Below are 13,893 nucleotides of genomic sequence, written 5' to 3' on the forward strand. Positions count from 1 at the left end.
CGTCGTCGTGAACCGTCGTAGACACTCTGGTCGGTCGCCCGTCCAACTCCGATACTTTGCGTGCCTGGGTGTAGTGCATGCGATGCCCGCGGGCACGGCGCACACACTTGTTTGCTGTCTCGCTCGACTTCGACAACGCGATCGATCCTCACTTCGGCCTCTGCAGGAGGCGTTCTTGCCCGAGGCGGTAGGTGCGGACCGCTTCGTCATCCGGGCCACCCGTGAACGTCGGGTTGGCGTGCCGTTCGGCCGGTGCCTTCGAACGACCGCTCATGAAGTTGCACAACCATAACGACGAGCTCTGACAATCTAGAGAGACAACGACGGGCCGCCGGGCTCCCAACGCCAGGCGCGATCCGTCCGTCGACCGTTTGCGCATGCGATCAGCGAGAACTTTTGGCCCTTCAGCGAGAAGACAGCGACCTGCCCAAAGCGGGCCCCGAGTGAGCGGGCACCATCGTCTGTCAGTCCGAATACCGCGCGGCTGACCTCGCGGTACTCGTCGTCGAAGCTGGAACCGACGGCAGACGTCGAACGGATCCCGGCCGCGTGGAGTTCGCTGTCAAGGAGTTCGAGCCGCGCTGCGTTGTCAGCATTGGTGGGGTCAGAGTCGGGCTGGATCGTGGTGATCACGTGAAACGGCTCCAACGGCGTCTCGTCGTTGGAGCCGTCCGACGGCCACACCGTTCCAATTGCGGTTGCGATTTCAACGAGGACCTTGGTGCTCAGGTAGTTGTTCCACAGCTGGTCGTCGCATGCGTACTCGGCCAGTTTGGTGAGACTCGGCCACGAAAAATCGGAGTGCGTAGGCATGGTTCAGTCCGCCGACAGTCCGAGGCCGTCGAGCAACTCGCGGCGTTTCTGTCCCGCAGACGATTCCGGATCGCGAGCCGCTTCGACGATGTCCGCGACTTCGGGATCACCGGCGGCCAGGAGGTCGAGAGTCAACGTGAGGGCCTCTGGTGAGAGATTCAGGTCTAAGGACCAGCGAGCGCTTGGCCCAGAGCCGACCTCACCTTCATCGGCGAACCTGGCGGCCAGGTAGTTGCCCCATCGGACGGTCTCTGTACCGCTTGGATCGACCGCGGCGTCGACGAACAGTTGAATCAGCATCTCAGATGATGTGGTCAAGTAGTCGACCAAGCCGTTGTTGGTGAGCCAGTCGACCACGACCCGGGCATCGTCTCTCGCGTTCTCACGTCTCCACAGCTGTACCGGCACGTCATCAGCGCCGACGAGGGGATCCAGCTCCGTGACTGCGGCCACCACGCAGGGGGTCACAAGACCCAGAGTTGCGACATCGGTTCCCGACGTCATGCTGTCGGTCTCGATGAAACTGACCGATACCCAGGAGGTGTCGAACGCAACCCCTGAGAAGCCGTCATCGGGGAGCAGGCGATAGGCGCCGGCTCCGGTGGCATACGGACTATGCGATGCCCCGTTGATAGTCACCTCCCACTCGTCACGGCCCAGGGTTTCGTCTTCGACGCCCTCGGCCTGCAGGACGAGGGGGAGGTGTGCCGCGAGCTCAGGTTCCGCTGTGATGGTGGTGGACTCATGTGCGTGCACTGTGCGTAACCGCGGATCTCCGGTGATGACCGACTCTGGCTGTCTTGAAGCTGGAATGGGCTTGTCGGCTTCTCCGGTGACTGTTCGAACCAGGTAATCATCGTGCCGACGGAGTGTTGCCCGGTCGATGAGATGCGGACTTTCGTGATCGTCTGTGTAACGAGCGATTTCGTACACCATCGTGTCCGCCACTTCGGTCACCCTTCGATAGTCTTGTCGTCACCTGGTCACGTGCGCTCCCGTTACGGCGACAGCAGTGAACGATCGACAACGACGCCGGCGCTGGGATTCTATCCGCAGGAATCCCCGCCTGGCATCGTCCGAGTGGACCAACTTACGGCCGTAGAACGCATACCGCGGTGGTGCGGTTCTCTCGAGTCAAGCATCGCGACTCACCTCCGATCGGAGACATCTGGCAGAACCCTGTGCCACAGGTGGGCACGTCATCTAACTTGCTGGGCGGATTCGTGGACCGGTCACGTACAGTCGCGGCTTGGGCCGCAAGGCCCGCAGCGTCGTCGAAGGAGCTCACATGGTAGACATCGGGTTGCGGCTCTTGGAGAGCTTGTACCGGCAACTCATGGTCGATGATCAGTGGGCGCTTCGTCGCGAGCGCGGGTTCACGTGGTGGTCGTACCGACTTGCTCAGCACATCGAGGTAAGCCCGCCCTTCATGTCGCAGGGAATCGAGGCCTCGCAAGTCCGAATTTGGACAGAGACCGTTGGTGCCGTCGATCCGAACTCCGACCCCGCTCGAGTCGTCGCGTCGCTCAACATTCAGGCGACGCTTGATGCCCTTGTATGGCAATCCGACAGAGCGATGATTTCGCGGTGTAGCACCGCCGTCGTGCACGACCACAACTTCGGATGGATCAGCAAGGTTCTGGCAACAGCGGCCACCTTGCAGAATGACGCAGCGCACAACCAGGCACATGACCTGGCTCACGCGCTCGGAGGCGAGCCGGCCGCGTCGAATCATCCGTTCAGTGGGGTTCGTAATGAGCGTGACGACATATTGAACGTTCCCTCACAAGTCGTTGTGCGCGAAGGTTCTCATGAGTCGCGCTTCACCGGTCCGGCGATGGCAAACGTCGCCCGCTTCCTGGTGGAGAGGAACTGTCTTGGGTCCGCGGACGATACCGGCCTGACGTGCGAAGTTCCGTTCTCCCGCAACGAGCCTGTCGCCGTTACCTCGTTGGCCGGTGGCGATCAATTGCATACATCACTGGTCCAGATCTATACCGACGTCGCACATCCGGAAGCGGGCTCCGGGATGTTGGTGACGTTGAAACTGCCGGTGAGTCCCCATCCCACCGAGGTGGCTGCGATCGCCAATGGACTCAACGGCGCCGAAGCTCGAGGTGAATCATCGGCGAATCTGCTTGGCGCGTGGTGCTTAGACCCGACCTCCGAACGAACAGTGGCGTTTTGTTCCTTCGTTCCGAACCTGCTGTCGCACCATGTGCGGCCTGAGAATGTAGTGCTTGACCTGGCCGTGCGTTCGAGATTCGCGTGCGGCTTTCTTGGTGGTTGACGCGGACTGAGAACGGGAACCGCTGACAGCTGATTGTCTGGAACCCCAGCCTTTCGATTAGGACGTGAGTACGCGCGTCTTGTAACACCCCGGTGGGTCGGTGGTTGTCACGGTGCAGAACACCAGTACGACCCAGTCGTACGCCGACAACGTTGTGATGGTGTCGAAGACGGAGGATGGGCCGGAGATTCGGCCGGTTGCCACAGCCACCTCGACGGGGACCAGGGCGTTCTCGGAGCTTCGGCGGCCGGGGATCAGCTGCCGGTGTAACCCGCCGTGCGTGGGCTTCTTGAGAGGCCTACTCCCTCGGCACCTGCATTCCTCGCGGCGCGTTGTAACGCCTGCGGCATGAACGAGACCCTGCCGCGGGTGTGTGTCCACGTCTAGAGTGGATCTGAAATTCGTATGATTGCTCGCGCCGGCGGACTGACGAAGATGTCTGAGTCGAACTCCTTGTCCACAAACCAGGTTGCGTTGCGGGAGGGTCCGCGGCAGGACTTGTCAACTGGTACTGCCATGTCTACATCAAGTTGTTCGCTCCACAAGTATGAACCATCTGAGGCGACGAATTCGTACTCAACCGTAGGTGTTCGTATTTCAAACGGCGCTTCTGACCGCATTGGCGCATCTGTGTCTACGTACAGATTCTGACTCTGGTAGTCGACCCAGAGTGACGGGACACGCCCGACTATCAGTGAACCGGTCATAAGAATATTGCCGTGAACTTCGTTGTAGTCCGTCTGGGAACGATGCATAAGGATGTCGCATGAATTGACGGAGAACTGAACTCCTCTGAGGGAAGAGGTGTTCATGATGGTGTGCGGTACCGTGACCGGATCCAAGGGCAAGCGCGACATTCCGCCGTCGTAAGCATCGAAGCATTTAATCTCAATATCGACCTTGGAGTGGTCCAACGGTTGGTATGTATCAAACATGATACCAGTGCTAGAAAAGTTCCGGCGTGCGCTGAGATTGTCATAATCGGGAAAGAATGCCTGAAACGATGACGAGTACGTCGACAGCCCGTCCGCCCTGACGATTGCAACTACGTCGACTGGCCACCCATCGAGGGTGCTGAATGAATCCCGCCGCAGCGGTGCATTGAACCCGTGGCTACCGGTCAGTTCCACTCTGTGTGAATACTGGCCGCGACCAATGTACTTGCTCTCCAGCATTGCGTTTACATCTCGAATATCCCAACCATGAAGCTTGAGGAGGGAGTGGTCGATACGCGGATTAAGCGATGTAGTGATGTCACCTTGCTCCTGAGGCTGCTTGAGGGAACGCGTAGACACGCGGTCTGCGGGGGAACGCTGGACTTCGAGTGCTATTGGAGGCGGGCCGGGAACTGCAGTTTCCGGCTCTGCTGTCGCAGATATCTCGTTCAAGATCTGGCCCAGCAGGGCTTCGGGGATTCGACCTTCATGGTCGATGCAATAGACGAGGGTGTTTGTGTCGACACCGTGCTCGCGTGCACGAGAAAGAATGCATGAGATCGTTGCGGCCTGAGTGCCCGGACGGTCGATCAAGTTAGCGTCAATCAGGTGGTTGAAGCCCCAGCCTGTCGCTAGTAACAACCCCGCCGGTGTCATACCCTCAGCTCCGTATGCGGCCAAGCTCGACGCTAGCACGGCATTCATTGCAGTCCCGTACGACGACTTCAAGAAATCTGAGCTCAGATCAGAAGCGATCTCGTGTAGCGTTTCAACGGATGAGATTGCTAGGTCGTGTGCGTCGAACTCAATCATTGTTTGCACCTTTTTGGATAGCGTCCAACTTCTTCATAGTCAGTCTTAAACCCGCTCCAGTAGCACGTTTGGTACGACACATCTTCTTGGGCGACGAACCGGGCGCCCGCGTTGAAGGAGAGTGCACCGCGCCTGTTAGTAGATTGACTTTCAATGGTTCAAGTTGCGGTCCTTCACTTACTCGTGACTTGTCACGCTCAGGTCGCTGTGTCCATCGAGGCTCAGTGCTCCAGCCTTCAGCAGCCGCTTGATCGCTTGACCGAGCACGTCCTCGATGTCGGGACCCACACGGCGCCAACCGAAGACACCAGCCGCCTGCTTCACGAGAGCCCGCTCGTCGATCGTCACTGCGTCGAGCACGATCAGTTTCAGCGCGAGTTCAAGCTCCTCCGGCGGGACCTGGGCGGCCTTACGCTCTCCACATCCGTCGTCGGGCACTCGAACGTTGAGGGGAGACGGATTGTCGAGGCGGAAGAAACCTCGACTGTCGGGACCCGTAGGATGTGCCCGCTTCAGTGCTTTGTCGATCGCACCGCGGATTTGGTGTCCCACCCGGGCGGTACCCCACACCGACTTGAACCGATCGTTGAGGAGATCGCGGTGTACTGGCGCCTCGACCCGGATTGCGTTGAGGAAGAACTCCGACATGTCCTGGATTCCCTCGAGCGTCTTGGGATCCCTCGTCCGAGCCGGCCTCACCGTGTAGTCGGAGTACGAACGGGTCCAGTCGCGCTCCACGATGTCGGGCACCTCCACGAACTCCGGAGTGCTGGAGTGGGTTTCAGCGGGAGTGATGTATGTGGATGTCCGCGTCGAATCGATGCCGTTGATCGCATCCTCGATGGCGAGACGAAGTCGATCTTCCTGGGCCGAACGATCGCGCCACCAGCTCAATCCCCAGATCCTGTGCATCCGCCAGCCGAGCCCCTCGAGCACCTGCTGGCGCAGGCGGTCACGGTCGCGGGCGGTCTGCGCAGAATGGTATGCAGCGCCATCGCATTCGATTCCGAGTACATACTCGCCCGGTCGCTGCGGATGTCGGACCGCCATATCAATTCGGTAGCCGGCGACACCTACTTGGGGGACCGCGTCGTAACCCCACGATCTGATCTTGGCGAGGACCTGCTCCTCGAAGACGCTCTCCGGGCCACCCTCACCGCTGCTGACGTCGATAGCGAGGGCAGCGTGCCCACGCGCCGCGAAATCGAGGTATCGCTGGAGGTGGAGGAGCGAGCTATTGGACGTTGACGGCATCTGCCCCGCGGTGAACGACGACACGATCTCGATGCGCTTCCGTGCGCGAGTGACCGCGACGTTCAGGCGGCGCCACCCGCCGTCGCGGTTCAGGGGTCCGAAGTTGGCTGTGAACTTGCCGACCTCGTCGGGTCCATACCCGATGGAGAACAGGATGATGTCGCGCTCGTCGCCCTGAACGTTCTCAAGACTCTTCACGAAGAAACCATCGAGACGATCGTGGTCGGTGAGCAGTCCTTCGAGTGCGGGGTCCTGCTCAGATAGGGCTTCGATCTCCTGCGTGATTCTGTCCGCCTGTGTGCCTGAAAATGTGACAACCCCCAACGAAGCGCTCGGATAGTTGGCCCGGAACCAGGCCACCCGTTCCGCAATCTTCGCGGCCTCGATCGGATTGTCCCGGCTGGACCCTCGCTGGTAGACGCCGTCGACCGGTATATGTGCAATGCCGAGATCATCCGCCTCGAACACTGCGCTTGGAAACGTCAGCAAGTCGCCCTGGTAGAAGCTGTGATTCGAGTAGGCGATGAGATCTTCATGGCGGCTCCGGTAGTGCCACTTCAGCGGCAGTGAATGAAGCCCGCCGGCACCCTTGGCGAGGTCGAGGACCGACTTGAAGTCCGATGCTTCGTTGTCTTCGTCGCCTTCGTCCTCCGCAATACTGAAAAAATCGGTTGGCGGTAGCTGCTTTTGGTCTCCAGCAACGATCAGTTGATCGCCGCGGTAGATGCAGTTGAGGGCGTCCTGCGGCAGTACCTGTGACGCCTCGTCGAAGATCACGACGTCGAAGCGGATGTCCGACGGCAGGTACTGCGAGACCGACAGCGGGCTCATCATGAAGCAGGGTTTCAGCTGCTGGACTAGCGACGTGGTCTCAGCGAGCAGTTCTCGAACCGGTTTGTGCCTGCTCTTCTTCTCACCCTCACGTTTGATGACCTGAGCAGCGCGACTGGCCAGGCTGATAGGTGCACGCTCGTTGCAGCGCCGCACCACCTTCGCCCTCGCGTTGCGGATCAGAGCGCGGTCGAGCTCCTGGAACTCGCGCACCAAATCGTCTCGCGAAGCCGCCTTGTAGTCCTGGAGTCTGGACTCCGTCTCACAGCGGGAGTCGGCCCACGCTTCGAGAACGACGTACTCGATGGCGGCCTCGATGTCAGCTTGAGTCCGTGGCAACCGTTTCAGACCTTCGATCGTCGAGTGCAGGTCGAGGGAGTGGGCCCAGGTGAGCTCCCGATGCGCAGTACACCAATCTTCGATCTGGGATGACGCGGTTTCCTCCATGTCCAGCATGAGCTCGACCTGCTCGTCAATCCCTGCGTCGCACTCTGCCCTGAGTTCGCCGGCGCGCTCAGAAGTAAAGAGGTTCAGGATTTCGTCAACGCGTGAGGTGTTGTCCTGCACACGGTCTGCCAGGTCAGCACGAGTTGCGGTGCACTCTGCCAGCGTCTGCGCCAACACGTGGTCGATCGTGCCCGGGTACAGCCCGCGCACGCGACGCGCGTTGTCGATTCCGGCCGTGAGTAGCTCGAAATTCGTCTCGTCGGTGAGGAGGGCACCGAACGATTGCGTGTCGGACTCAGAGTGCGCCTGATGAAGATCCTCGAGATCGAGAGTCTCGGCGACGTTTGCCGCCAAATGAGAGCCCGCGCTCACGGTGAGATCCCGTTCGGCAATCGAGGCCGCCTGTGCGAGGGCCTTGCTCACGTTGTGTGCGGTGTTCCTGGCATCGGCTGCGGTTTCGGCGATGGCCTCGACAGGTGAGGTGTCGTCGACGATGGTGCCAAGACCTTCGGGGAGGTTGTGAACCACACCGCGAAGAGTGCTGACTGTCGACTCGATGCGCTGCGCAAGTGGAATCAGCCGCTGATCCGGAGTTGCATGCGCGGACAGCTGTTGGGCGAGCGCCGCTGCGTCGGAGTCCATACCCGCGAGGTTCATCGCTTCGCGAGCGTTGTCGAGGGCGAGCCGAAGCGAAGCGAACTCGGTGCTTTGTCCCTGATAACGGGATCCGAGTTGTCCGGCGTGGACCGTTTCGGCCTTGCGCACATCTGCGACGGCATGCTGCCAGCTGGCAGCTTCGTCCAGCTGGGCGAGCACCTCCTTGTCACACCGTCCTGATACCGACACGGACTTGATCAGCTTCCGATCGCTGCGTGCAGCGCCCGAGAAGCGCTTCAGCCCCTTGTGCGTCTGCCGGAATCGCACGATGAGGGACGGCAGGTCGAGCTCCAGAACTTCCGGCGTGAAGACCTCGCGAAGCGCATCTTGTCGCCGGTTGGCGTGCTCGACGACCGCGTCCATGACGTTCAAGCACTCAGAGACGCGGGCGATGACGGCCGAGTTGAGCCACTCGGGCTCTGGTCGGTGTGCTTCGGCCGCGAGCATGGCCAAACGGGCCACGTCGGAAGCCTCCTGGATAGTTGACGGCATGGTGCGCAGACCGAGGAGCTGTGCCAAATCTGCTGCGTCCTGCTTCAGCGTCGCCAGGTGCGATGTCAACGCGTCGAGAGTCGACACCAAGCCGTCCAGCTGGCTTGCCGTTGCGGTACTGGGTACCAGCGGGTGTTCGACGCCCGGAGACAGCGCATCCTTGAGTCCGCGTGGGACCTCCCGCCAGCGGCGGATGCCAGCAGACTCCAGTGCCTGGACATGACCCGCGATCGTTCCGAGGCGGGTCTGCGCTTCACGAAGTCGCTCGTCAAGGGCCTCGAGGTGATCGCAGTCAAACCACACGGGCACACCTTGTGGCCGGTCATCCAGCGCCCCGAGCAGATCCAGACGCTGTTGAATCCCCTTGACGTCCGCTGGCACTGAGAGTTCCAGCTCGGCGTCGATCGCTGCGACCCGTTCACGAACGAGACGCGCACTCTCTAGGGCTCTGGTCGCGTAGCGGCCATACTGGCGTGCTTCGGCAGGACCGAGTTGGTCGCTGGTGAGGTCGCGCCACAGGTATGAATCTTCATCGGCAACCGCATCCCAGACCCGCCCGAGAGCCGACGCGTGCTGACGGATCTCGGAAAGGTCCGCTTCCGATACCGACGCCCATCGGCGATGCGATGGCACCGACGCATCGATACCACGGTCGAGCTCGCTGAGACGGCCGAGCACGGTGAACAGGCTCCACCCCAGGTTGGGGTCGATCTCGTTCATCGCAGCTGAGAAGTCGGTGAGCTGCTGCCGGTCGCGAGCGAGGTTCCGCTCGTCCTGACCACTGAACGTTGAGTCGGCTTTGACTCGATTTCGCAGCGTCTTGGACAGCTCGGCAGCGACCTCTTTACGTGTCGCAGCGTGGCTGTGCAGCTCGAACAGGAAATGCTGCAGTCCTTGATTGGTCAAACGGTCGCGAACCACGTCAAGTGCCGCGGCTTTCTCACTGACGAAAAGCACTGACTTGCCGATCGCCATGAGCTCCGCGATCATGTTGGCGATCGTCTGGCTCTTACCGGTTCCAGGGGGACCGTCCATGACGAAGCTCTTGCCGTCTGCGGCGCACAGGATGCACCGGCGCTGACTCGAGTCGGCGTCGAGGATCGTGAACATCGACTCCGGCGGCTTGTGCTCGTCGAGACCCTCGAGTGACGGCTCGTCGAAGCCGTAGGCATCCGACGAGGGAGCATCGGGACCTAGTGCGAGGAGCTGGACCATGTCGTGGCCGGCGATACGGTCAGCGTTCTCGAGGAGGTCCTGGTACATCGCCTCCTTCTGGAACGTGAAATTCGCGAGCACCATCCGCGATTCGACACGCCACTGAGGATGCTGAGAAATTGACCGCTCGAGCTCAGAGCGGAACCGCTCCAACGAGACGTCGTCGGGATCGATCGTCGGGAGTTCGACGCCGAATTCGGTCGACAACTTCAACTGCAGCACCGGATTGACGGTGATGTCGTCATCCGTCCGAGAGATCACGTACGGCGAGTCCGCACCAGTCTTCTCGACTTGAACGGGTACCAGCAGCACGGGGCTGTCGATCTTGGCGGATGTGTCCTTGGGGTCTGCCCAGTGCACCATGAGGACGCCGAGATACAGCGTCCACACGCCCCTGTCGGCGAAGGCCTGCTTGGACTGTTGGTCGATGCGACGAAGTGACGATCGGAGTGTCTCGTCCGTCTTGTCCTTGACGTACAGAACGCGATCAGAACGCGAAGTCCCGGGCTCAGGTACCGGACGGACGGGGACAGATGTCGAGGCCAGTGTCGCCAGAGTTGCGAGTGGCGACGCATGGTCGAATTCGAGAGTTCCGGCCTTCAAGTGCTTGAAGTAGAGCAGCCGTTGCCGCTTGTCCATGGCCAGGAGCTTGTCGCGCCACGCGGTTAGGGTGCTGTCAAGCTTTCGCGCAATCGCGGGCGCCATCTCGAGGCCGTTCTCCGGCGTCAGGCCCAAACCGGACTCACCCTCATCTGCTGAACTACTGACGTCGACGGCCATTCTGATCCCCATTACGCTGAGCCGGCCCCCACGGCAGTCTCCACTGACGGCGGGAAGCCAGTGTCTGACTTCGATCCCGCGATAGAGAGTATGACCGAGCCCCGACAAATGGATCGAATCGGCCCCGCTGTATTGCACTGCGAGTAAGGGCATTCCGGAAACGTGGGCAAAGCTGCTCAATGTCAATCACCTGAACGGACGAAACTGAGACGATTTTCGGAAGCGAGAGAGTTGCACCTCTAGGATCGGCGGGCGGGACTGAGGGCCGAACCCGACGGAGGTTGAGGGGTCCGGTGGGCAAGGCTGCCTCGATAACCTCGCATTCGATCGAGGCGCACCCGACTACGGCTGCGACTCGGTCGCACCGAGTTGTCTGTCAGCTTCCTGGAACACTCGGGCGCGGGAGATTGCCTCGCTTTATCAGTGACACCCCTAGCCTCGTTCGCGCTGCACAGTCACCTGTAGGTGAGCTTTGGTGTCATACAACTCGTCGTCGAGTCCGCGGTGGTGTTCGTCGGTCCGAAGGCTCGCAGTAAAGGCAGATCATCTCGGGTGCACGTTTGAACTCTTCGACTCGGGCCAGAGGTCGTCCGCACTGGCAGCGCTCCGCTGGTAGGTCACTGCCCTGCGCGAGACCTGTCGTCCGACGCCGGACCACCATCCGAGCTGCGTCTGCGAGACCTGCATGATCCGTTCGGAGCCACACCCCGGGCCCATCGGACAACAAGGGCCGTGCCGAGGACCACACGATCGACCCGACGACGGCCATCGACTCGTATACCGGTCTCGCTGGACGGAGGTAGACGTCAGAGCGGGTGAGGTGTGTGAGTGGAGTCGGGAGGTCACCGTTGAGTTCGGGGCTGAACCAGATTGAGACCGGCACGCGTTGCGATGCCTCCCGAAGTGGCGCGAGCAGACCCATCACCGCTGTGGGGGAAACTGTGGCGCTACGAATTTCGACGGGATCGTCGGCGTTCGCAATGTCCGTGGCGAGCTGATCGAGCGTCTTGTGAATGGTGGTCGGTGAGGAGTCATTCGCGACCGCGTCACGCCAGCTGACGTGTTCGGAATGTTCGAGAAACTGACGCATGAACTTGTACGTGGCGTCGACCACGCTGCGCTGCCTGTGAACGCGACCAAAGTCAGCAAGTAGGACGAGCTGTTCGCGTGCGCGGCTGGCAGCAACGTTGACGAGCCTGGCTCCGGTGCCGCCGGCACCGCCGTTGGCAAACCAGTCGTGGAGCCGAAAATTGCTGCCGCCGGCGTCGACGCAGTCGAAGACCACAAGATCGGCTTCCCCGCCCTGAAACTTGTGGACTGTGGATGCCTCACCTCGGGCGAGATCGGCTGTGAAGGGCCGCAGCAGGGACGCTTGACAATTGAAGGGCGTGACGAATGCTGCGTCGACATCGGTGCTGGCCGCTGCGATCGATGCGGCGACCTGTGCGTGCATGAGATTGAAGCGCGATCGCAGACCGCCTCGGCGGCCCATCCAGGCATGCAATTCCGAGGTGTCGATGGCAATGAGTTCGCCGGCTCCGAGCGGAAGCTGAGGGCGCGGTCGTTCGGTGACGGAGGTGGCTGTTACCAGCGGACTCTCGGAGTAGAAACCAGAACTCACAGCGTCGGAGATGCCTGTCCGCATGCGATGTTGGGTCGTCAAAGCGATGAGGTTCGGCGGGATCTCTCGACGAAGGACGCTCGCTGCCACCCCCGATGCCTCGAATGGACTGTCATGCAACCACTTATGTGACGAGGGCGTGTCTGACACTGCGACTGGGCTCAGCTGACGAAAGTCTCCCGCGACAACGGTGTGGCCTCGTCCGAGACCGGCCACAAGCATCGCGAGGGTTGCGGTCAACATGCTCGCCTCGTCAATGACAACCGTGTCGAAGCGTTGGTCGTCGAGTAGCTCCAGGGTGCATTGGTGTGCTGTCGCGGCAACGAGCGATGCCTCCCTGACAACCTGCCGGCGGACATCCCCGAGCGCCGTATTCAGTTGGCTGATCATCTCTTTGACTTCTGCGAGACGCCGCTGTAGCCGTAACCGCGCGTTGGAGGAGCCAGGGGCCTTAGCGGTCTCCTTGATTCTCGTCCCTAGCTCGGCGGATTCATTCCGCAGATCCACCAGGCGTTGCGCAATTTGCTGCCCACGGGCGGCTGCGATCTCTTCCACCAAGACCGGCACTTCACGGTTCGACAGCCCCTGATTCACTGGCTGGCCGATTCGCACGACACGGCCGGCGTCGTAGGTTTTCATACGACCTAGCGCGCCCGTCAGGGCTACGTCGACGGCCGTGTTTGTAGGAGCGCACAGAAGGACCCGTTTATTAGCTGCGACCAGGTCCCGAATGAGGACGGACAGGGTAGTGGTCTTACCCGTTCCGGGAGGACCCCACAGCCACGTTAGTTTGCCCGACATCCCATGTCGCACGGCGAGGTTCTGTTGCACGTTGAGTGCGGTGTCGTTGGGATGCGGTGGCAGCGTGGTCGGTGCGAATGATGCCTGGCGTGTAACGACCGCAAGGGCCGCCGCCGTGTCGAAACGCTCAGGTTGTCGCATGAGCTCCTGTAGGCGGGTTCGCTGCTTCGCGATGATCCAAGTGAGGTCTATGCGCAGCTTTGCGGACGGCGCGTGTGGCATCTGAGCGGGAACAGACAAGGTGAGCTCGGTGCCGAAGAGGGATACCACCTCTACTTCGAAGCTCTGGTTAGCGGTTTCGCGTCCGACGACCAATGTTGCGGAGCTTCCCTCACGGACCTGCAAACTGTCCTGCATCTGGTAGATGACGAGGTCGCGAATCTCGGTCGCCGAGTGGCGACGACCGTTCTCGAGATGGATCTGCTGCTCCGCGACCTCTCGGACAGCTTGCGAGTATTCGTCACCCAGTCCGCGGATCGCCTGCTGTGCGATGTCGTTCCATCTCGGATCCACCGGTTGAACCGCGGGCGCAGGGGCGAGGACACCTGCGGCGGGTAGTCCGGCGCGTTCGCGAAGATTCGCTACCTCCTTTCGTCCTGCATGCGTCAGCGGATTTCGGGCGGAAGCACGACTTTGACGACTGCTTGGAGAAGCGGGTGCGGCGCCAACCGGCAGCCAGGACTGACTAGGCTCGTCGAACTGTGCGACCGGGCGCTCATGATTGAGGAGGAACAACTCGCCGTCGGTCACGCCGCGCACTCCTCGGCGATCCAACTCCAGCAGGACTGTGTCGCGCCCGATCGGTCCCTCGCGAACGAGCCTCTCGAGCTCGATCAAGATGGTCTTCGACCGACCAGCCGCCACAACGCCACCGTCCCTGCTACCCAAGCCCCGAACCCGTTAGCGATAGAAACACACAGGTCGGACATTCCGGGCGGTCGGGT

General features: G+C 61.1%; 6 protein-coding genes and 1 riboswitch. Of the genes, 1 reads left to right on the forward strand and 5 read right to left on the reverse strand.

Features of this window, described 5'->3' with window-relative positions; genetic code table 11:
- Positions 1 to 166: 166 nt before the first annotated feature.
- A riboswitch (SAM riboswitch) is annotated at positions 167 to 278 on the reverse strand.
- A gap of 31 nt (positions 279 to 309) precedes the next feature.
- Complete coding sequence (locus GR168_RS12020; RefSeq protein WP_159370813.1) at positions 310 to 813, reverse strand: DUF3293 domain-containing protein; 504 nt, start codon at positions 811 to 813, stop codon at positions 310 to 312.
- A 3-nt stretch (positions 814 to 816) separates the two neighbouring features.
- The gene (locus GR168_RS12025; protein ID WP_159370814.1) at positions 817 to 1,770 is read right to left on the reverse strand and encodes a hypothetical protein; all 954 of its coding nucleotides are present in this window, start codon (positions 1,768 to 1,770) and stop codon (positions 817 to 819) included.
- Between the two features lie 292 nt (positions 1,771 to 2,062).
- Here GR168_RS12025 and GR168_RS12030 point away from each other — a divergent pair, with 292 nt between their 5' ends.
- Positions 2,063 to 3,103 carry a hypothetical protein gene (locus tag GR168_RS12030; RefSeq protein WP_159370815.1) on the forward strand — a complete coding sequence of 347 codons (1,041 nt, stop codon included), beginning with the start codon at positions 2,063 to 2,065 and terminating at the stop codon, positions 3,101 to 3,103.
- Positions 3,104 to 3,486: 383 nt separating this feature from the next.
- Here the strand turns inward: GR168_RS12030 and GR168_RS12035 are convergent, their stop codons facing one another.
- From GR168_RS12035 to GR168_RS12045, 3 genes are all read right to left on the reverse strand, one after another.
- Positions 3,487 to 4,851: a hypothetical protein gene (locus tag GR168_RS12035; protein WP_159370816.1), complete on the reverse strand. Its 1,365-nt coding sequence runs from the start codon at positions 4,849 to 4,851 to the stop codon at positions 3,487 to 3,489.
- Between the two features lie 177 nt (positions 4,852 to 5,028).
- A complete protein-coding gene (locus tag GR168_RS12040) occupies positions 5,029 to 10,527 on the reverse strand; it encodes a DUF3320 domain-containing protein (RefSeq protein WP_159370817.1) in 5,499 nt (1,832 codons plus the stop codon).
- A 478-nt stretch (positions 10,528 to 11,005) separates the two neighbouring features.
- Complete coding sequence (locus GR168_RS12045) at positions 11,006 to 13,699, reverse strand: AAA domain-containing protein (protein WP_238994887.1); 2,694 nt, start codon at positions 13,697 to 13,699, stop codon at positions 11,006 to 11,008.
- Positions 13,700 to 13,893 lie beyond the last annotated feature (194 nt).

This window comes from Gordonia sp. JH63 (genome assembly GCF_009856645.1).
GTDB lineage: Bacteria > Actinomycetota > Actinomycetes > Mycobacteriales > Mycobacteriaceae > Gordonia > Gordonia hongkongensis.